Here is a 20,494-nt window from a genome sequence, read left to right as displayed (position 1 = left end):
AATAATAGCTTAAAAGACAGAAATAAGTCGTCAATCCTGTAATTGATAACTATTTCTGTCTTTTTTTATAAATAAAAGTTCGGAATTTACGTTGTTTAAAATATTAAAATGATATAATATGTGTAGTGTAATACTTATTTGTGATTTAAATGTTTTTGTCTTTGAATTGATTAAGGGAGAGGGAGATAATTCAATGAAGGTATGGAAATTTATAGTGATATTATTTGTGACCGTATTAATGATGTCAGCTTGTAACAGTGGTTCTAACAATGAGAAAGAAACAAATGAAGGTAAAGAAAGTTCAAACAAATCAAAAAAGCATACATATAGTGATATTGATTATCCAAAAGATGGTGTGAAAGGTATCTATGTAACACCGGATTCAGCAAAAGGGGAAAATTTTGAAGAACTTATACAATTTATAAATGAAACTGAATTAAATGCCATGGTAATTGACGTTAAAGATGATGAAGGAAATATAACGATGGACTTTAAAAGTGACAATAAATTGATTAGCAGCAATACAGTGAATCGTGTTGACGTAAAAAAAGTCATAAAAGCAATGGAAAAAAACAATATTTATCCAATTGCACGTATTGTTACATTTAAAGATTCTAGATTGTCTGAAGAAAAACCTGATTGGTCATTTAAAACGTCTGATGGTAATGTTTGGGAAAGTGAAGGCGGGGATAGTTTTTTAAATCCTTTTAATGATAAAGTATGGAAATATAATATTGCAGTTGCAAAAGAAGCGGCTAAAGCAGGATTTAAAGAAGTTCAATTTGACTATGTTCGATTTCCTGAAGGATTTGAAAACAAAGATAAATCACTACAATATTCAAATGGAAAGTATAAAAATAGTGATTTAAACCATGTTGAGCAACGTGTAGATACGATTACTAATTTTTTGAAAACTGCACGTAAAGATTTAAAATCATATGATGTTCAAACATCTGCGGATGTTTTTGGTTACGCAGCTACGGTTAAAGAAACACCAGGTATTGGGCAAAGCTTCCCTAAAATCGCCAAAAATGTAGATGTCATTTCATCGATGATTTATCCTTCTCATTGGAGCCCAGGAGATTTTGGATTAGAAGCGCCAGATACAGAACCATATAAAACAGTGGATCGTTATCTTGATAAAGAAAAAGAAGCACTGCAAGGTATCGACCCTAAAAAGGTTAAATCTCGTCCATGGCTTCAAGATTTTACAGCCTCTTATTTAGGAGAAGGGCAGTATAAATCCTATGACAAAGCGGAAGTAACTGCACAAGTACAAGCGTTAAAAGATCATAATATTCATGAATTTTTATTATGGGATGCTTCTGCTGACTATACGAAAGGCGCCGATTACAATCCATCAAAATACACCAATCCGGATGCTCAAAAGCCAGAAAACGCTAAAAGTAATTAAACATATTAACTACTAAGATGAAGTAAGCCTATAACTGAAATTTATAGAATTTCAGTTATAGGCTTATTCTATTAGGACTTATGTGGCATAAGGTTTAAGAAATTCAGTCAAATTGTATATGTTTTTGAATCTCTTGATTAATATGATTGTATACATGTAAGAATGGTTTATTTGCTTGAATTGCAGCGTTTCTCACATCTTCAAATTCTGGTTTTGCCTTAATTATTTTTCCATTTAACATGGCTGTTTTTACTAAAATCGCTCCATAATTTGTATGAATTGTTTCGAATTGTCTATGGAGTACTTTACGATTAACCGTGTAACTTCTAATTCCTAATGTAGATGTATTTTTTAAAATATAGTCTTCGAAAAATTGTGCATTTTTTAATTTACAAATGACTGTGATTTGAGTGGCTGGTCTGCTTTTTTTCATGGTGATAGGTGTGAAGTATGCATCTAATGCACCATCTTCTAAAACTTGTTCAAGAAAGTAACTTAACATCTCAGCAGACATGTCATCTATCTGACTTTCTATTACTTGGACTTGTGTTGGTGTATTGTCTTTAGTTTTAAATTGAATTGCTCTTAAAATGTTTGGAAAATCAAAGTCTTTGGTGCCACTTCCATAACCAATTTCTTCTATTGTGACAGAAGGTAAAGGACCAATTTTAGATGCTAATGCTTTAATAAAAGCTGCTCCGGTTGGCGTCGTTAATTCGCTATTAATATCAAAAGAAGCAAGCGGTATACCTTTTAAAATTTCTGCCGTTGCTGGTGCAGGCACAGGATATAATCCATGAGCGATATTTATTTTACCTCCACCTGTTGGAATTGGGGAAGCGTGTAACTCATCAATTTTCAAATTTTCTAAAGCAAGGCAACCGCCGATAATATCGATAATGGAATCCATAGCGCCTACTTCATGAAAATGTACTTCTTCAACGGACATCCCATGAATTTTAGCTTCTGCGTGAGCAATCGTATCAAAGACTTTTTGGCTGCGTACTTTAACTCTTGCGGGTAAATCACTATCCTGTATCATTTTTGTAATATCAGAAGCTGTTCTATGGTGTGTTGTTTCGCTAAAATCAATATCTAGTTGTTTGGCTTGAATACCTTGCTTGGTTTGATTAGAAAAGTGCAATTTAAAATCATTAAGTGGCAACTTTTGTAAATGAGATTCAATGTAAGCTATATTTGCACCTAAGTCTACTAGAGAAGATAGCAACATGTCACCTGCAATACCCGCATGGCAATCTAAATATATTGTATTCGTCATATCATTCACTCCATCCCTTAATGTTGTTCCAACATATTGACAATCATAGCAGCGTTATAACCACCGCCAAAGCCATTATCAATATTAAGTACACTAGAACCAGGTGCACATGAATTGATCATTGATAATAATGTAGTGATACCATCTAGATTTGCACCATAACCCACACTTGTTGGTACGGCATAGACAGGATGGTCAACCAAGCCAGCAACTACACTTGCTAACGCGCCTTCCATGCCAGCTATTACTACAGATACATTGCAATTGCGAATATCATCAATATGAGCGAAAAGACGGTGGATACCAGAAACTCCAACATCGTAAAATCTTTTTACTGAGATTCCCATTACTTCTGCTGTTATAGCAGCTTCTTCCGCTACAGGAAGGTCAGACGTACCTGCACAAATAATAGCAGCTTGACGTTGTGTCTTGGTAATATGCTCTAAAGATGTACAAACGATTTGTGCTGTTGCATGATGTACCAATTGAGGATATGTTTCACAAATAAAATGGGCTTTTTCATTATTAACACGAGTAATTAAAATTGTTTCTTCGTGTAATATTAATGAGTGAATGATTTTCACTAGTTGTTGCTCAGTTTTACCTTCGCCAAATATTACTTCTGGGAATCCTTGTCGCTTTCTACGATGTAGGTCGATTTTTGCAAAACCTAATTCATCATATTGACTTAATTCTGATTTAGCCTCAGATATTGATAATTGATCTGATTTTACTGCTTGCAATAATGATTCGATGGAATCATATTTATCTGTCATAGTTAAACCACCTTTATACTATAGCGTTAAAATTAAGATTGTATGACCTCATTCATACTACCAGTGCGATAGCCTTCTAAATCAATTGTGACATAGTCAAAGCCAAGCTCTTTAAGTCGTAGTGAAATTTGGTCTTTATGTTGAATTATCGTAACAATATCTGTTTCATCAACTTCGATACGTGCTATGTTGTCGTGATAACGTACTCTCACGTTATTAATATCTAAATCTAAAATGAATTTTTCAGCTTCATTAACTTTATTAACTTTGTTGAAACTAAGTGGTTCACCATAAGGGATACGAGAAGCTAAGCTACAAAGTGCAGGCTTATCCCAAACCGGTAAGCCATTTGATTTGCTTAGTTCTCGTACTTCATCTTTATAAAGTTCAACTTCTTGTAAAACGCTTCTCACCCCGTATTCAGATCTCGCTTTAAGACCTGGTCGGAAATCTGAAATATCGTCCATAATCATGCCGTCTAACACATAATTGAATCCAAATGATTTTCTTAACGCTTCTAGTTTTGCGTATAATAAACATTTGCTGTAATACCAACTGTCGGGTGTGTTTTTTATGATGTGTGGGTCTTTTAATTCTGCTATTTCCGTCTCTACGATATCTGCATTTAACGTGTTTCCAAGTTCTATAGCCTGATTAAATTCTTCGTTTCTAAATAATTCTGATTTAACTATCACTGCTTTTACATTATTGGTACCTAATACATCAATTGCTTTTTTCAGAACTAAGCTACTATCGACACCGCCTGAAAAAGCAATAACTACTGTCTCCATTTCTTTTAAAAGCATTTCAAGTTTAAATTCTTTATTCTGTAATTTAGTCATCATTTAAATTTCCTCCTTAAATATTTTTGGACGTATTGAAAATTATGATTCTACATACGGTATGGTAAGTGGGCCGAGTGGCATAACGCCAATAGTCATGTCTTTCCCATATTGTCGTTCTAAAGTTTTTAATGTTGCTTCAATATTTGAAACAGGATGTAACATAGCATCTTTTGCTTGTTGATCAGTTAATTTGGAATATAAATACACATTGGCAAAAGTTTGAATCACAGCTTGTTTTTGAACTTGCCACTGATCTAGCATGGCGAAGTTTGGATCATTAATCATTTTGACAAGTGCTTCTGGGGTGTCTGCCATTTTCAGTATTTCTGCATAATTACCATGATTTGGAAAACCATCGCTGCATTCAGATAACATGATAATACTGCCGCCTTCTTTAACCACTTTATGAGCAGCACTCATTCCTTTAACTGTTTGATATAAATTTTGGTCAAGTGGATAACCAGAATTAGATGCGATAACGACGTCAAAGCGATGGTCACATTTGAACATAGCGTGTTTTTTTGCATAAGCACATCCCAAATCATGTGCTTTATACAGTTCTCCAGCAAAGACTTCTGTAATTTCTTTTTCTTTGTTCAATGTTACATTGAGCATAAAGTCAGGTTTGCACATGGCATTAATTTCTCGAGTCATATCTTGTACTGGATTGTCTGTCATATTCCCCCAAGTAGAACGAATATCACCTATCATTTTGGCATTGTGAAATGTCATAATCGTTTCTATACCTGCAATACCAGGCATGATTCCTTTTGGTCCTCCTGAAAATCCAGCAAAGAAATGTGGTTCTATAAAGCCAGTTACAATTTTGAAATCAGAATCTACATAATCTTTGTTTAAATAAACATCACAGCCGTATTTACTATGGCCAACTTTTTTTAAAGTTTGCTTATCATTACAATGATTATGTACAATTCTAATATTGTTTACGATATCTTCACCTAACATTTGTATCAATTCATCTTTAGTTTGATCTCGATGTGTACCAGTACCATTAATGATAACAATATTTTCTAAAGGTACATGTGCAAGGCATTCTATAATAAGAGGTACAAGTATATGATTGGGTGTAGGGCGCGTGATATCACTAATAACGATTGAAACAGTCTGATTGGATTTTACTAAATCTTCCAGCGGATCCGAATTTATAGGATTCTTTAATGCATCACGTATGGCTTGTTTATCATTTTCGAGTGCAGGTATAGGTGTTGGCTCTATTAAGACGCAGTTTTCAGGTAATTCTATATTAAGGTTTGACTTTCCATATAATATTTCTGTATTCAAGGTCGATCTTCCTCCTTATATGAAGCGCTTTCATAAAAATGTGATTTTATTTCCGCATTAGAATGTGTTTGGGTCGATTGAGTAACATATTCCTTTGTTCCATATATTCCTTTACTTTTTTGATACCTATCAATCAATATGACTGCTATTGGACATAATATTGCTGTAGTAATAGCCGAAATTGAAATTTGTGCTGTGGCGATAGGTGCTACTTTCTCAATCATAGCATACTCACTTTGACTCAGATTACCATTTGCGAGCGCCGTAGAAGCAGCAGCAACTACTGCAGCAGGTGTAGATACTGCGTTACCTGCTGTAGATGATTCAGAAATTGGTGCAATTACACTCTTTTCTTTAAATATTTTAAACGCAATGATACCAGTAAATGCGGTACAAATAAAGGTTAATACTGCTAACGTTAAGCCTCCTGATAATACGGAAAAATTAAAGAATTCAGCTAAATTCATACCAGCACCTAAAGAAAAGGCGAAAAAGGGGATGAGTATGGTTTCACCTGGACGTAAAAACTCTGATATTTTAGGGTCAAGATTGCCTAATATCATGCCTATACTTAAAGGTAAAAGCACAGAAATAAATGAAATGATTGGAAAGCTTGTACCAATAAATCCCAATGAAATCAAAGTTAACAATGGTCCGTCATTAATAGCAAGTATGGACAGGCCACCAACATCTGAACGATTCCCATAAGTACTTGTTAAAGCAGCATACATGCCACTATTACTATTTGTCATTGCTGCGATGACAGCTATTGTAGACAAACCGAATAGTCCACTCCAAGGGTCAAATAATGAGCCTAATAGGAGTCCTACTGCTAACCCAGAAAAGTATTTCGTTGTTGTTAATAGCATACCTTTTTTTAAGGCCTTACCGCCAATTTTTAAATTCATTTGACTTCCTACACAAAATATAAAAAGTGCAATTAAGACAAGAGCACTATCTTTGAATAGTTCTTGTGAAAAACCCCCAATTTGAAGCATTTCGTAATATCCTTGTTCAGTTTTAGGTGCGCCCAGTGACTTAAGTAGGTTCATTATAGGAGTTAAATGTAATTGGTCAACGGTGTTTATTGTAGCGCCTAAAAGCAACGGGACTACCATCAATCCTCCAGGAATTTTTTCTATTGTATCTTTAATTCTCATAACTAACATCCCCTTAATATGTTATTGGTTATGGAAAAATGTTTTTACAATATTCTTGGTTGTTTGTTTTATCAATTTTTCCGACTTTGAAAATGTTTCTTCTAATGACATAGGTCCATTACTTAAACTAAATGCGCTGAGTATACCACTGTCTTTTAAGTCTTTTTCATCTACTTCTACTGATCCTCCTATAAAAATAACTGGTACATTATACTTTTCAGCACATTTTGCAATGCCAATTGGTGCTTTACCATAAAAAGATTGCTGATCGATTTTTCCTTCTCCAGTAAGGATTAAGTCTGCTTGCTTTAAGTATTTCTCAAATTGTATATATTCCATAACTACCTGGATACCTTCTTTAAAGTAACTTGGGAAAAATGCTTTGAAAGCACCTCCTAAACCACCTGCTGCGCCAGCACCAGGTAAATCGTGTAGCCTTATGCCTGTAGTGTGTTCAACTAGATTAGCCCAATGAGTGAGGTTATCATCGAGTTGATGCATATTTTGTGCAGATGCACCTTTTTGTTTCCCAAAAATAAATGATGCGCCATTAGGTCCTACTAATGGATTTTGAACATCAGTCGCTATAATAAAATTACAATAAGCGATTCGAGGATCAAAATTCGATAAGTCAATTTGAGCTAAATTTTGTAGTTCTCCACCTCCAAAATGTATTGAATGATTTTGGTTATTCTTTAAATCTGCTCCTAAAGCTTGCAACATACCTGCGCCAGCGTCATTTGTAGCTGAACCACCAATCGCCAGGATGAAATTTTGATATCCGTGATTTAAAGCATGTAAAATTAGTTCGCCTGTACCATACGTTGTCGTATATAAAGGGTTTAATTCGTCTTGATCTAAATGCTTTAATCCTGAAGCTTCTGCCATTTCAATGACACAAGTATGATTATCTAAAATACCGTATTGAGCTGTTACTTTGTCACCAAGTGGTCCGGTTACACTGACTGTAGTAAACGAACCATTTGTTGCATTTATTAATGCTTCCATTGTTCCTTCGCCACCATCACCGATGGGTAAATCATGAATGGTAGATTCAGGGAAAACTTCTAATATAGAATCTTTCATATACTTGGTTACTTCGCTTGCCTTCATACTTCCTTTAAATGAATCAGGTGCTAATAAGATTTCCATTGTGAATTTCTCCTTTTTAAGAAAGCGCTTTCTAAAATGTATTGTTCTAAGTTTAACGATTTTACTATTTTGGAAAAAGGGTTAAACTATACAAAAATAATATTTTAAATTTGTATATAAATAACAAGTGGTGAGATAAATGGATATATTGACTGAAGAAATGGCAACGTTAATCGTTAATGAAACAGCTAAAAGAACTAAAACTAACATTAATATTATGAATTTTAATGGAGTAATTATTGCGTCTTTCGATAAAAGACGTATCGGTACGCTACACGAAGGTGCTATAGAAGTGTTGAAACAAGAAAAAACCGTGGTAATTAACCAGAAAGACAGTTTACATCTTAAAGGTACGCAGGCAGGTATTAACTTACCTATTATTTTTCAAGATAATATAGTAGGTGTTATCGGTATTACAGGTAATCCTAGTCAAATTACACATGTAGCAGAATTAGTTAAAATGTCTACAGAATTGTTACTTTATCAGAATTATTTTACATATGAATTGGAAGGGCAAATACGGAGTCAAGAATTATTTATAGAGGAGTTGTTAAAAAGTGAATCATCAAAATCCTTTATTCAATATTTAATGAAACAACTCAATATCGATTTATTAACCTATAGAAAATGTATTATTATCGATATTGAAAAGCAGATTTTTTCTAGAAATAGCATTGTACGTTCATTAACGAGTAGGATAGACGCCCGTTCATTTACAATTGCATTTACGAATTATAACCGTATTGTTATTCTTGCTACTGCTCAGTCAGTGCAAGCTTTAGATAATAAAATCAATCATATATATCAAATATTTCAAAACTTAGAGCTTAACGTTCAAATGGCTTCAAGTCTTATGTTTAAAAGATTAAAAGATTTTAAAAATGCATATGAAGAGTGTGAGTTAGTGTTTATGTTGGCTGAAAATGAAAAGGTTGTAACCTCATTTGAAGATATAGAAGAAAAAACACTTTTATATCAAATTGATAAGAACATAAGAGAACGATTTAAAAAAAGAATATTAAGTGATGTGGGTCAACAGAGTATCGATACACTAAAAAGTTTCTTTGAAAATGATTTAAATATAACGCAAACTGCTAAAAAATTGTATATCCATAGAAATACTTTATTGTATAGGTTAGAAAAATGTGAAAAAGAAACAGGATTAAACCCAAAAAAATACTCTGATGCTGTTAAATTACAGATTGCAATATGGTGTTAGCGACGAAAGCAATAAAATCACTTCATTAGAAAGTTTAGTAAGAATAATAAAAAGGTTAGACACATAAAAAAACACTTTGAAGCAATCAAAGATCAATCATACATGTAATAGATGAGCTGCTAGCATGCAACGACATACAAATTTTAAAAATAATAGCAGTCTAAACGGATAATCATTTTAATATTTTAATTATGTCATACGATAAAAAATAAAAAGTCTTAAGCAATACGATGAACTCGTGTTGCTTAAGGCTTTTTATATGCTTTTTTTAGCTCAGTAGGTTACGAAAGTGAATGATAAAGAGCAACCGTTAAAATTTTGGTTGTTTTTTATAAAGTAATATGACATACTCTATAATAATTAGTATGACATATTAAAAATTTGAGGTGAATCAGTATGACAAAATATATTTATGCATTTGATGAAGGCAATAAAGCCATGAAAGATTTATTAGGAGGTAAGGGAGCTAATTTAGCTGAAATGAAACGGTTAGGGTTACCTGTGCCGGACGGTTTTACGCTTACTACAAAGGCGTGTATTGAGTATTTAAAGCAAGGCGCTCACCTTTCAGATGAATTAGTTGGACAATTACATGAACAATTAGAAGCATTTTCACAACGCACTCAAAAATCATTTTCTTCTAAAGAATCCTTATTATTAGTTTCTGTAAGAAGTGGCGCAAAAATTTCCATGCCAGGCATGATGGATACCATTTTAAACTTGGGGTTGAATGATTTTAATGTTAAAACATTAGCAGAAAAAACAGATGATGCACGTTTTGCATATGACTGTTACCGTAGATTATTACAAATGTTTGGCGAAGTCGTATACGGCATACCGATGACTTCATTCGATACATATTTTAATCAATATAAAGCACAACACAATTACCAAAATGATGCAGATATTCCAGCTGAAGGTTTAGAAGAAATATGTGATCATTTTAAAAGTGTTTATTTGGAAGAAGTTTATAAACCATTCCCACAGGAGCCAATTGTACAATTAACAGAAGCAATTGAAGCAGTTTTTAAATCATGGGACAATGATCGCGCACGTGTATATCGTCAATTAAATGAAATACCACACGATATTGGCACTGCAGTTAATATTCAGGAGATGGTTTTTGGTAATAGTGGTGCACAAAGTGGGACAGGTGTTGCATTTACGCGTAATCCAGTAACTGGTGAAGCAAAATTGTTTGGTGAATATTTGTTGAATGCTCAAGGAGAAGATGTTGTCGCTGGTATTAGAACGCCAAAAGATATCAGCACATTAAAAGCACAAATGCCTCATGTTCATCAACAGTTTTTAGAAGTTTCTCAACAATTAGAAAAACACTATAAAGATATGCAAGATATTGAATTTACTATTGAAAATGAGCAACTATATGTCTTACAAACGCGCAGTGGTAAACGAACTGCTAATGCAGCCATTCATATTGCAGTAGATTTAGTCGAAGAAGGTATTATTTCTAAAAATGAAGCAGTTATGAATGTAGAAGTAAAATCAATTGAGCAATTATTACATCCTAATTTTGATGATAAAGCACTTGAGAGAGCTACAGCTGTTTCGAAAATGGGACTTCCTGCTAGTCCGGGTGCAGCGAGTGGTGAAATCGTGTTTTCTGCTGAAACTGCAAAATTCAAAGCTGAACAGGGATATAAAGTAATATTGATGAGACCTGAAACCTCACCTGAAGATATTGAAGGTATGGTTGCAAGTGAAGCGATAGTTACCACACATGGTGGTATGACTTCCCATGCTGCAGTTGTAGCTAGAGGAATGGGTAAATGTTGTGTGACAGGATGTTCAGACGTTGAAATTAATGTTAAGGATAAAAAAGTAACATATCCTAACGGAACATTAAACGAAGGGGACATTATCTCAGTTGATGGCGCTAAAGGTGATATTTATTTAGGAGAAGTTGAAACGATTAAAGCTGAGAGAAGTAAGGCTTTTGAACAATTTATGCAATGGTCAGAAGAAATTGCAAGATTAGATGTTCGCATGAATGCAGAAACATCACAAGATATTCAAGCTGGCTACCAATTTGGTGCGAAAGGTATTGGTTTAGTTCGTACTGAGCATATGTTTTTTGGCCCTGAACGTTTGATTGAAATGAGACGTTTCATTTTATCTGATACACAAGATAAAAGAGTGAATGCTTTAAATAAAATTAAACAATATCAAAAAGAAGATTTTGAAACGATATTAAAGTTATCTGGCGAACGTCCGACGATTATCCGTTTATTAGATCCACCTTTACATGAATTTTTACCTAACTCAACAGAGGAAAAAAATAGTGTGGCAAGCCAACTCAACGTGTCTGTTGCAGAGTTAGACCATTATATGGAAAGTTTAAATGAAGTTAATCCAATGTTAGGGCATCGCGGGTGTCGCTTGGCGATTACTTACCCTGAACTTTATATTATGCAAGCAGAAGCTATTATGGAAAGTGCATTGAAACTTAAAAAACAGGGCATTGATTGTCAACCTGAGATTATGATTCCGCTCGTATCAACTGTTTCAGAATTCACAACTTTAAAGACACAAGTTGTTGAATGCATTGAAGCCTTACAAGCTGAAATGGGAGTAAGTGTTCACTATATGATTGGAACGATGATTGAAACACCAAGAGCATGTCTAATCGCTGGAGATTTAGCACGAGAATGTGATTTCTTTAGTTTTGGCACAAATGATTTAACACAATTAACGTTTGGTTTCTCACGTGATGATGCTGGTAAATTTATTAGCGCTTATTCAGAGCAAGGCATATTAACAATAGACCCATTCCAAACACTTGATATAGATGGCGTTGGACAATTAATTAAGCAAGCGACAGAGCAAGCAAAAGCCACAAATCCAACGATAAAAATTGGCGTATGTGGAGAATTAGGCGGTGACCACAAATCAATTCAATACTTTAATCAACTAGATTTGGATTATGTATCATGTTCTCCATTTAGAGTGCCAGGAGCCTTATTATCAACGGCTCAAAGTGAAGTCGAAGGCGGTAGATTACGTGTTAAATGATAATGATAGAACACAGTTAACGCTATTCGTTGTATCTGATTCTATAGGTGAGACAGCACAGCGAATGATTCATGCGACCTTAACACAATTTCCAGATGTCACGCGTATAGAAATTAAAAAATTTCCTTTTATCAAAAATCAAGATGAATTACTCAATGTGCTTTCTTTGGCTAAGGCGCGTGGTGCAGTCGTTATAACGACTTTAGTTAATCCAGAATTTAATATAAAAGGTCAGGCATATGCTCAAGCGCAACAAATTCCATATGTTGATTATATGTCTGATTTAATTAGCATTATTCAAGAACATACGAATTGTTCACCCATCTTAGAAAGTGGTGCTTTGCGCAAGTTAGATGACAACTATTTTAAAAGAATTGAGGCAATGGAATATTCTGTGAAATATGATGACGGTAAACATTTTACGGATATAGGAGAAGCTGATGCTTTGATTTTAGGTGTTTCTCGAACGTCAAAGACGCCTTTAAGTATGTATTTAGCAAACAAAGGTTATAAAATCGCTAATATCCCTTTAGTTCCAGAAGTGGATATTCCAGATGAGGTCTTTAGAAATAAAAATTTAAAGGTATTTGGTTTGACTGCGAGTCCTACCTATATCTTGAATATTCGTACTGAACGCGTGAAAGTATTAGGTTTACATGGACCTACAGATTATAATAGTGTCGATAGAATTAAAGAAGAACTAATGTATGCCGAAGAAATATTTGCTAAATTAAATGCTACAGTTATTAATACGGAATTCAAATCGATTGAAGAATCAGCATTTTATATTGAAAAGTTTTTATAAAGATGAAAAATTGTAATTACGTATGTGTGATTCAAATCTAGATATCAAACTTGAATTGTCTAAATTTATGTTAAAAGGGTATGTTTGATAATAGAAAACGATATTTAAAAAGAGGGGATACTATGTTGAAATCGACAGTACCGTATTTGTTTTTTAACGGTCAATGTAAAGACGCTTTGGCATTTTATAGTAAGGTGTTGAACGGAGAGATTAAAGATACAATGACATACGGTGAAGCGAATGAAAGTGTTGCAGATGATCCTAATCGTATCATTCATGCCCAATTAGAAGTTGATGGTAACTTATTCATGCTGTCAGATATACCTAAAGATGATGATACAATGCTACAAGATAGAAATGTATATATTGTTTTAGAATTTGATAGTGAAGCGGCAGTCGAAGAAGCTTATGAACAATTGAAAGATGAAGGCAATGTTCAAATGGAGCTAGATACTATGTTTTGGGGAGCGAAATATGCCAAGTTGATTGATAAATATGATATCGGTTGGGATTTAAGTTACACATATCCACAATAACTTAAACTGCAATTGGAATAGAAATATTCACGCACATGTATCTTAATCTGTTCAAACATAAAAAGATGTTTATTAAGGTATAACAGTATATAATTAAAATAAATGCATTTTCATTTTTGAAGATAGCACCTCAAGTTGCATTGCTATTTACTGCGATAACTTGAGGGCTGTACTTTCGAATGGATTTGCATTTTTTATTTTAAATGGCACGTCGTACTTTATCTATTAAAATAACTAAAAATTGAAAGCAGCGTTTTTCACGCTGCTTTCAACATAAAATTAGGCCTTCATTTTTTATAAGTACGAATGATTTTGGATTTGGCTATCATATATATGATCAATCCTGTAATCATGGCAATGGTTGCAGTCGTTGGGATTTGAGAACTTAAAGCTGTGATTTTAGGAAGTTCTTGGTGTGTCACAAAGGGAATAAGGTAATTATTGATGTTGAAAATTATAAACATAACAAATGCAAATAGGATACTGCCGTTACGTGCTTTTTTGATATATTTTTGGTATTCATCTTTAGAATCGACATCAAATAGGTCTACTTTTTTATTGTGAAGTGCGCGTGTGAGTAAGATTGAAGCCACCATCAATCCAATCAATGCAATGATACTAACAAATGGTATTTGTTGAAAATACATAGAGATAAAACAATCTAGTGCGGAAATCATCAATGTTCCCCAAAATATCCAGACATATAGTTTGGCATAGAGATTTAATAATACTTGCCGTTCATATTCATCAGTAAATCTATAGTTTGGAATTAAGCGAAGTGTTTTTTCATTATTCAAGATGATTGGCCTCCTATTCTATTAATTTTATGCGCGAATCTTTGTTAACTGTAAAGATGACAATCAATATAAAGGGTATATAGGTACTTATATTTAATAAATAACTAAAATTCATTGGATTTCCTGCAAGTAGTGGTGCGGTGATTGTTGCAGTCCCTAACATATAAATTAGGGCTATAACCAAGAAAATAATCCTTTTATTTCGTGTTTCTTTTAGTAGTTTATAATATGTATGTCGCTGATGTACTTCAATTTCAATAGCATCTGCACCGAGACGATTCATGCTCATTCTACAGAATAGAATAATAATTAACAGGGCACCACCAACAGTAAATGGTGATAAAAATTCTCGCTCTATATCAAGGAAAATAGATAAATAAACAAGTGCAAGTAACGTATATAAAGCAATAATTGAAATTTTTGCTAATGTTTTATCAATTTCATGTCGTTGATATTCATCAGGTGTATCAATTAAACCGGCGAAGTTTTGATATAACCATTTATCTCTTTTCTTCATCGTTATGATCCTCCCAAAATAAATCGTTTAATGTAACATTTAATGATTGTGCAATATTGATACATAAATTTAATGATGGATTGTATTTATCATTTTCAATCATATTAATCGTTTGTCGTGAAACGCCTACGGAACGCGCAAGCGCAAGTTGAGATATTTGTTGTTGACTGCGAAAGTATTTAACTTTATTCAATTTAAATCATCACTTCTTTCTGATGTGTCAAATATATATGACATAACTTTTTTCGTCAAGATAATATAAAAAATAATAAATCTTTATATATTAAATAAAGCGCGATATATAAAATGTTTCTAAAAACAAGCGGGGTAAAAATCATTTGATAACATTTGATTTCTACCCCGTTTTGGATTGTATATGACAGTTCAGCGTTGAATGTGTCATACCTTGGCAACAACATCACACCGTATTCATTTGGCGTTATTTTTAAGAAGGTTAATGACCATTTTGATGATGGCTTTTATTTATCTTTTGTTTGTCGCAGTGAGATTATTAAATAATGTTGAGTGCAAATTTACTAAGATTGCTATTGTACATGATAATGTATTGTGGCGGTAAGTATAACAACTTCATTATTTGGGTTATAGTAACCATGAGCTACATCACTATTAAAACGAAAAGCTTGGTTACTGCTAATTGTATAAGACGTTTGTTCGACTTCAATATTTAAAGTGCCTGAATTAACAATGATAAACTCTTCAGATTGTAAATGATGAGGATCAGAAATCATTTTACCACCTGGTTGAATTACCATTTTAAACATTTCAAAATGCTTTCTATCATCGTAAGGAAAATACGGAAAGATCTTAACTTTATCTTCAACAATAGGAATAATGTCAGATTCATCTACGAAGTTTATATGTTCTTGTCTTGTTGATGTCAGTTGTGACAGAGGTAAATGAAGTCCATTGGCAATCTTCCATAATGTTGTAATTGTTGGATTAGATGCGCCTTTTTCAATTTGACTTAGCATGTTTTTACTAACGCCAGTTAGGTTAGCCATTTTATCTAAACTAAGCTGATGTTTACTACGATAAGTTGCTAAATTTTTTGCAATAATATTTTGAATATGATACACGTGAATCGCTCCTATTTACATTATAACGTACATATTGTACCATATGTAATGTTGTTTAGAAAATTTATGATGTAAGGTGAGCAAAATGGAAAATTATAGAAAAGTAAAACCGTTTAATTGGCTTTTATTTATCGGTGTCTTATTAGTGGGTGCAAATCTAAGGGCGCCAATTACTTCAATCGGAGTTGCGTTGCCTGATATAAAAAATGATTTGGCGATGTCTAACAGTGCAGTTAGTGTAATTACAGTCGTCCCGTTGATTGCATTCGCAATTATTTCGCTATTTGCAGCAAAAACCAGTTATCACTTTGGATTAGAGCGTACAATTTTTGTGGCTTTATGGCTAATACTGATTGGTGTAATCGTACGTTCTATCACAGGTGTTTCGTGGTTATATATAGGTACCATTCTTATCGGTGTCGGTATAGGTTTTGGTAATGTACTTGCGCCAGCAGTGATCAAAGCGAAATTCCCATTACATATAGGTGTGATGACAGGCTATTATACTGTTGTTATGAACGTGTTTGGAGGATTATCATCATATGGAACGGCACCAGTCGTCAAAGCATTTAATTATAATATTGCTATTAGTGCGATTGGTGTCATTACATTGATTACCATTATAATATGGGCGTTTCAATTAAAGCATAAGGAAGAAACAACGGCCTCATTACCAAAAGAGAGTGTCAATGTTTGGAAGTCGCCATTATCATGGCAAATAACGATATTGATGGGCGGACAGTCACTTATTTTTTATTCTCTAATCAATTGGCTGCCAGCATATTTATCTCAAAGTGGTATGTCTATCAGTGAAGCCGGGATGTATTTATCAATTATGCAAATCTCCATCATCCCATTAACATTTATTACACCTATATTTGCTACCAAAATGAAATCACAGTTTTTATTAACTTTTATCACTGGTTTATGTTTTGTGGTGGGTGTTTCAATAATGTTATTTTCACCACAACTTGCTTTAATTGCTACGATTTTAATTGGTGTTGCAAGTGGCTTAGCGTTTGGACTTGTTAATACATTCTTTAGTTTAAGAACAGAACATAGTCAAACGTCAGCAAAGTTATCTGGTATGGCTCAATCTGTGGGTTATCTTTTTGCAGCTATAGGTCCTTTATTATTTGGTATATTACACGATGTTACAGGTCAATGGATCGGTTCATTAAGTATTTTATTAATCACTGCACTATTAATCACATTATTCGGCTCACAAGCAGGGCGTAATCGAACAATAGAAAAAACAATAGAACAATAGACAGTATCATTCAAATATTGTACGATATTTTACAACATGCTTTGTTTTTCTATGAGTTTTAAAATTAATTGGATTTGATAAGTTGAGCTACATTAATAGTCACATAGATGACTTATGTAGTCTTCGTTAAAATCTAAAAGAAACGATGAGGTGTCATTATGCAACTTATTTTTGATCCAAGTGTAAGCCCGATTTATCGAGGTATACTTGCGTTTTTCTTTGTTATTAATATAGCACTTGCCTTTATTATTGTATTCTTAGATAGAGATCGCAGAGATGCTACAGCAACTTGGGCATGGTTATTTCTACTATTTGTAGTACCTATTTTAGGCTTTATTATTTATATATTCTTTGGTCGAGCAGTACGGAAAAAACGGGAACAAGGCTTTCACCATAATCAGATAGATGATGTGAAAGAACGAATGAAAACACAGTTATCAGATGCTACCAACAAGATTAATCATTCAGATAACCGATTAGTTAAAAAACATGCAGATATTGTAAATACATTGCTAACGAAAGAACCAACATTTTTAAGTTACGATAATAATGTCGACATTTATACTGATGGTCATGCGCTATTTGACCAAATGAAAGAAGATTTACGCAATGCGAAATCGTATATTCATTTAGAGTATTATGTTTTGAAATTAGATAAGTTGGGATCTGAAATTGTCGATATTTTGCAACAAAAGGCTGAAGAAGGATTGGAAGTTAAAATACTTTACGATGCAGTAGGTTCTAAAACGGTACATAAATCAAAATTCAAAAACTTCCAAGAAGCTGGTGGACAAGTAGAGGCTTTTTTTCAAGCTAAAATTCCATTAATAAATTTCAGACTAAACAATAGAAATCACCGTAAAATTTTAGTGATTGATGGTATGACTGGTTATGTGGGTGGATTTAATATTGGTGACGAATATTTAGGTTTAGATGAAAAATTTGGCTATTGGCGTGACACACATTTAAGAGTTAAAGGTGATGGCGTTGACGCGTTACAGCTCAGTTTTATCCACGATTGGAATTCTCAATCACACCGTGAACAATTGGAATATAATGATAAGTATTTCCCAGACAATGCAAATCAAGGTGGAGATGTGCCGATGCAAATTGCACTTGGTGCCCCAAGTGATAACTGGCATCAGATAGAGTTTGGCTATATGAAAATGATCATGAACGCCAAAGAATCAATTTATATGCACAGTCCGTATTTTATACCAGATAAAGGTTATATCAATGCATTGCGTATAGCTGCAAAAGCTGGGGTAGACGTGCGGTTAATTATTCCTAATAAACCAGACCATATTTTTGTGTACTGGGCCACAATTACAAGTGTCGCGCAGTTGATTAGAGATGGTGTCAAAGTTTATACGTATGAAAATGGATTTATTCATTCAAAAATGATGATTATTGATGATGAAGTAGCAAGTGTAGGCTCATCAAATATGGACATACGTAGTTTTGAATTAAATTTTGAAATTAATGCATTTATGTATGATGCAAATATTGTCAAAGAACTTAAAGCAGCATTTATAGAAGATATGAAAGTATCTAAGGAATTAACAGAAGAGCGCTATGAACAGCGATCAAATTGGATTAAGTTCAAACAATCGATCGCTAAATTAGCGTCACCAATTCTATAAAATATAAAGCATATTGAAGTGGCAAGTTCTAAGACTGTATGTATTTATCAATGCAACTATCGCTCGTGGTGCCACTGGAGTTCCAATAACATATTATAATTTTCCAACCATAAGATTGGTCTGATGAGGACGGTGACATGGAATCAAATTTACGTTTTGATTTCTATACCGTCCTCATTTTCATTATAATGAGTGATATGAGAAAACTGGAGAACAGATGATGTGAAAAAAGGGGGGATTGAATGCAACGGGAAAGCGGTCAATTCATTTATCGTCAATTATATAGCCAATTAAAAGAAGATATTCTCGCATTCAAATATGAAAGTCATGAAAAGTTACCTTCCAAAAGAGATATGTCACAACATTTAAATATTAGTGTGAATAGTGTAAAAGCAGCATATGAACAGCTACTGGCTGAGGGATATATTTATACTGAAGAGCGGAAGGGTTATTTTATTGAGCCATTAGAAAAATTGATTATTGATCCAAATGCACAAATATCTTTGAATGTTCAAGAACAGCAAATTGAAGATGCATACGATTATTCATTTTCTCATATGAGTACCGATATTTCAGCGTTTCCAGTAGAGGTATGGACTAAACTCGTTAAACGTGTATTTGAAAATTATGATCATGAATTATCTTCAATACCTCAAATTAAAGGGCCAATAGAGTTAAGACAATCGATTGCTAAATTAGTGTCTTATCAAAGAGGTATCCAATGTCATCCGGAACAAATTGTCATTGGATCAGGCACTAATATACTGTTAACCAAATTGATTCAATTATTACCAGATGAAATCAAGATCGCAGTGGAAAATCCAGGGTACTCAAGGTTTAGAACACTAATCCGTCAAACAACTGCACAGTTAAAACCGATTGCTTTAGACAATAAGGGGATATCTATTGAAGCAATTAAACAAGCTCAACCTGATGCTACGATAGTGACACCATCGCATCAATTTCCAATGGGAATCATCATGCCTGTGTCGCGTCGTATTGATCTTTTGAACTGGGCAAGTCAAACACAAAGTTACATCATAGAAGATGACTATGATAGTGAGTTTAAATATGAAACTGATAATATCCCCTCACTGTTTAGTTTTGATAAAAATGAACGCGTGATATACTTAGGTACATTTTCAAAAACGCTAATGCCAGGATTGCGCATGAGTTATATGATTTTGCCAATTAATTTAGTAAAACAATTTGATCACTATAATTTAAATATGATTCCTGACTTTTCAACGATTCACGCACTTACATTAAATTTAATGATCAAAGAAGGCTACTATGAAAAATATGTAAAAAAGATGCATCAAATATATGGAAAGAAACGAGAAACACTCATCACACATCTATCCAATACCTTTACAAATAATATTCGAATCAAAGATACGCGAGCAGGTTTACATTTTATTGTAGAAGTTAACACCCCCTTTTCCTACCAAGAAATTGAATCACGAGCTAAAGAAATGAAACTTGAACTTTATACACTAAATCGATTTTCTGTGAAAGCGCTTGAAAAAAATAGTTCATATAAAACACTGATTATAGGATTTTCAAAAATCAAGCAAGAGCAGATTCCTCAGGCAGTACAGAGATTAAAAGAAGTCATTTGGGAATAATCTGGTTCCATTAAATTGTCA

The 20,494-nt window shown here is 33.5% G+C and carries 18 protein-coding genes; 8 read left to right on the top strand and 10 right to left on the bottom strand.

The window, feature by feature from the left end:
• Positions 1 to 193: 193 nt before the first annotated feature.
• Positions 194 to 1,414, top strand: a complete 1,221-nt coding sequence (locus tag HMPREF2586_RS03720; protein WP_070658064.1) for a putative glycoside hydrolase — start codon at positions 194 to 196, stop codon at positions 1,412 to 1,414.
• A gap of 103 nt (positions 1,415 to 1,517) precedes the next feature.
• Here HMPREF2586_RS03720 and larC read toward each other — a convergent pair whose 3' ends face one another.
• The 6 genes from larC to HMPREF2586_RS03690 are packed head-to-tail and all read right to left on the bottom strand — an operon-like array spanning position 1,518 to position 7,928.
• The gene (gene larC / locus HMPREF2586_RS03715) at positions 1,518 to 2,693 is read right to left on the bottom strand and encodes a nickel pincer cofactor biosynthesis protein LarC (RefSeq protein ID WP_070658062.1); all 1,176 of its coding nucleotides are present in this window, start codon (positions 2,691 to 2,693) and stop codon (positions 1,518 to 1,520) included.
• A gap of 17 nt (positions 2,694 to 2,710) precedes the next feature.
• Entirely contained in the window at positions 2,711 to 3,469 is a 759-nt protein-coding gene (gene larB, locus HMPREF2586_RS03710) for a nickel pincer cofactor biosynthesis protein LarB (protein ID WP_070658060.1), read from the bottom strand.
• Between the two features lie 32 nt (positions 3,470 to 3,501).
• The gene (gene larE, locus HMPREF2586_RS03705; RefSeq protein WP_070658107.1) at positions 3,502 to 4,311 is read right to left on the bottom strand and encodes an ATP-dependent sacrificial sulfur transferase LarE; all 810 of its coding nucleotides are present in this window, start codon (positions 4,309 to 4,311) and stop codon (positions 3,502 to 3,504) included.
• 42 nt (positions 4,312 to 4,353) lie between these two features.
• The gene (gene larA / locus HMPREF2586_RS03700; RefSeq protein WP_046206604.1) at positions 4,354 to 5,616 is read right to left on the bottom strand and encodes a nickel-dependent lactate racemase; all 1,263 of its coding nucleotides are present in this window, start codon (positions 5,614 to 5,616) and stop codon (positions 4,354 to 4,356) included.
• Positions 5,613 to 6,776, bottom strand: a complete 1,164-nt coding sequence (locus tag HMPREF2586_RS03695) for a 2-keto-3-deoxygluconate permease (protein WP_070658059.1) — start codon at positions 6,774 to 6,776, stop codon at positions 5,613 to 5,615. Before HMPREF2586_RS03695 ends, larA begins: the two co-directional genes overlap by 4 nt.
• A 21-nt stretch (positions 6,777 to 6,797) precedes the next feature.
• A complete protein-coding gene (locus HMPREF2586_RS03690) occupies positions 6,798 to 7,928 on the bottom strand; it encodes a glycerate kinase (RefSeq protein WP_070658057.1) in 1,131 nt (376 codons plus the stop codon).
• 139 nt (positions 7,929 to 8,067) lie between these two features.
• Between HMPREF2586_RS03690 and HMPREF2586_RS03685 the strand changes: the two genes are divergently transcribed.
• From HMPREF2586_RS03685 to HMPREF2586_RS03670, 4 genes are all read left to right on the top strand, one after another.
• Positions 8,068 to 9,147, top strand: a complete 1,080-nt coding sequence (locus HMPREF2586_RS03685) for a CdaR family transcriptional regulator (RefSeq protein WP_070658055.1) — start codon at positions 8,068 to 8,070, stop codon at positions 9,145 to 9,147.
• A 396-nt stretch (positions 9,148 to 9,543) separates the two neighbouring features.
• Positions 9,544 to 12,180, top strand: coding sequence for a pyruvate, phosphate dikinase (ppdK, locus tag HMPREF2586_RS03680; protein ID WP_070658053.1), 2,637 nt, complete (start codon positions 9,544 to 9,546; stop codon positions 12,178 to 12,180).
• Complete coding sequence (locus HMPREF2586_RS03675; RefSeq protein WP_046206608.1) at positions 12,170 to 12,985, top strand: pyruvate, water dikinase regulatory protein; 816 nt, start codon at positions 12,170 to 12,172, stop codon at positions 12,983 to 12,985. Before ppdK ends, HMPREF2586_RS03675 begins: the two co-directional genes overlap by 11 nt.
• 122 nt (positions 12,986 to 13,107) lie before the next feature.
• A complete protein-coding gene (locus HMPREF2586_RS03670) occupies positions 13,108 to 13,521 on the top strand; it encodes a VOC family protein (protein WP_064209155.1) in 414 nt (137 codons plus the stop codon).
• Between the two features lie 287 nt (positions 13,522 to 13,808).
• Here the strand turns inward: HMPREF2586_RS03670 and HMPREF2586_RS03665 are convergent, their stop codons facing one another.
• The 4 genes from HMPREF2586_RS03665 to HMPREF2586_RS03650 all read right to left on the bottom strand — a co-directional run bounded on the left by HMPREF2586_RS03665 (position 13,809) and on the right by HMPREF2586_RS03650 (position 15,932).
• Positions 13,809 to 14,318 (bottom strand): DUF3278 domain-containing protein, encoded by a 510-nt coding sequence (locus HMPREF2586_RS03665; RefSeq protein ID WP_070658051.1) that lies wholly within the window; start codon positions 14,316 to 14,318, stop codon positions 13,809 to 13,811.
• A 13-nt stretch (positions 14,319 to 14,331) separates the two neighbouring features.
• Complete coding sequence (locus HMPREF2586_RS03660) at positions 14,332 to 14,835, bottom strand: hypothetical protein (protein WP_070658050.1); 504 nt, start codon at positions 14,833 to 14,835, stop codon at positions 14,332 to 14,334.
• Positions 14,819 to 15,028 carry a helix-turn-helix transcriptional regulator gene (locus HMPREF2586_RS03655; protein ID WP_046206612.1) on the bottom strand — a complete coding sequence of 70 codons (210 nt, stop codon included), beginning with the start codon at positions 15,026 to 15,028 and terminating at the stop codon, positions 14,819 to 14,821. Before HMPREF2586_RS03655 ends, HMPREF2586_RS03660 begins: the two co-directional genes overlap by 17 nt.
• A 352-nt stretch (positions 15,029 to 15,380) precedes the next feature.
• A complete protein-coding gene (locus HMPREF2586_RS03650) occupies positions 15,381 to 15,932 on the bottom strand; it encodes a helix-turn-helix domain-containing protein (RefSeq protein ID WP_070658048.1) in 552 nt (183 codons plus the stop codon).
• A gap of 85 nt (positions 15,933 to 16,017) precedes the next feature.
• Here HMPREF2586_RS03650 and HMPREF2586_RS03645 point away from each other — a divergent pair, with 85 nt between their 5' ends.
• From HMPREF2586_RS03645 to HMPREF2586_RS03635, 3 genes are all read left to right on the top strand, one after another.
• Positions 16,018 to 17,202, top strand: a complete 1,185-nt coding sequence (locus HMPREF2586_RS03645; protein ID WP_070658046.1) for a CynX/NimT family MFS transporter — start codon at positions 16,018 to 16,020, stop codon at positions 17,200 to 17,202.
• 158 nt (positions 17,203 to 17,360) lie between these two features.
• On the top strand, positions 17,361 to 18,845 hold the full coding sequence (gene cls / locus HMPREF2586_RS03640; protein ID WP_070658045.1) for a cardiolipin synthase: 1,485 nt from the start codon (positions 17,361 to 17,363) through the stop codon (positions 18,843 to 18,845).
• Positions 18,846 to 19,087: 242 nt separating this feature from the next.
• The gene (locus HMPREF2586_RS03635) at positions 19,088 to 20,473 is read left to right on the top strand and encodes a MocR-like transcriptional regulator GabR (RefSeq protein WP_070658043.1); all 1,386 of its coding nucleotides are present in this window, start codon (positions 19,088 to 19,090) and stop codon (positions 20,471 to 20,473) included.
• Positions 20,474 to 20,494 lie beyond the last annotated feature (21 nt).

It is taken from the genome of Staphylococcus sp. HMSC034G07, assembly GCF_001835975.1.
Lineage (GTDB): Bacteria > Bacillota > Bacilli > Staphylococcales > Staphylococcaceae > Staphylococcus > Staphylococcus ureilyticus.
The sequence above is the reverse complement of the archived record's forward strand: the minus strand, read 5'-3'. Positions and strand labels throughout refer to the sequence as shown.

Bases quoted from the DNA above. Each gene is read 5' to 3' on its own strand.
- HMPREF2586_RS03685 (WP_070658055.1), top strand. From the start codon at position 8,068: ATGGATATATTGACTGAAGAAATGGCAACGTTAATCGTTAATGAAACA.
- HMPREF2586_RS03635 (WP_070658043.1), top strand. From the start codon at position 19,088: ATGCAACGGGAAAGCGGTCAATTCATTTATCGTCAATTATATAGCCAA.
- larB (WP_070658060.1), bottom strand. From the start codon at position 3,469: ATGACAGATAAATATGATTCCATCGAATCATTATTGCAAGCAGTAAAA.
- larC (WP_070658062.1), bottom strand. From the start codon at position 2,693: ATGACGAATACAATATATTTAGATTGCCATGCGGGTATTGCAGGTGAC.
- ppdK (WP_070658053.1), top strand. From the start codon at position 9,544: ATGACAAAATATATTTATGCATTTGATGAAGGCAATAAAGCCATGAAA.
- HMPREF2586_RS03695 (WP_070658059.1), bottom strand. From the start codon at position 6,776: ATGAGAATTAAAGATACAATAGAAAAAATTCCTGGAGGATTGATGGTA.
- larE (WP_070658107.1), bottom strand. From the start codon at position 4,311: ATGACTAAATTACAGAATAAAGAATTTAAACTTGAAATGCTTTTAAAA.
- cls (WP_070658045.1), top strand. From the start codon at position 17,361: ATGCAACTTATTTTTGATCCAAGTGTAAGCCCGATTTATCGAGGTATA.
- HMPREF2586_RS03690 (WP_070658057.1), bottom strand. From the start codon at position 7,928: ATGGAAATCTTATTAGCACCTGATTCATTTAAAGGAAGTATGAAGGCA.
- HMPREF2586_RS03720 (WP_070658064.1), top strand. From the start codon at position 194: ATGAAGGTATGGAAATTTATAGTGATATTATTTGTGACCGTATTAATG.
- HMPREF2586_RS03660 (WP_070658050.1), bottom strand. From the start codon at position 14,835: ATGAAGAAAAGAGATAAATGGTTATATCAAAACTTCGCCGGTTTAATT.
- HMPREF2586_RS03670 (WP_064209155.1), top strand. From the start codon at position 13,108: ATGTTGAAATCGACAGTACCGTATTTGTTTTTTAACGGTCAATGTAAA.
- HMPREF2586_RS03645 (WP_070658046.1), top strand. From the start codon at position 16,018: ATGGAAAATTATAGAAAAGTAAAACCGTTTAATTGGCTTTTATTTATC.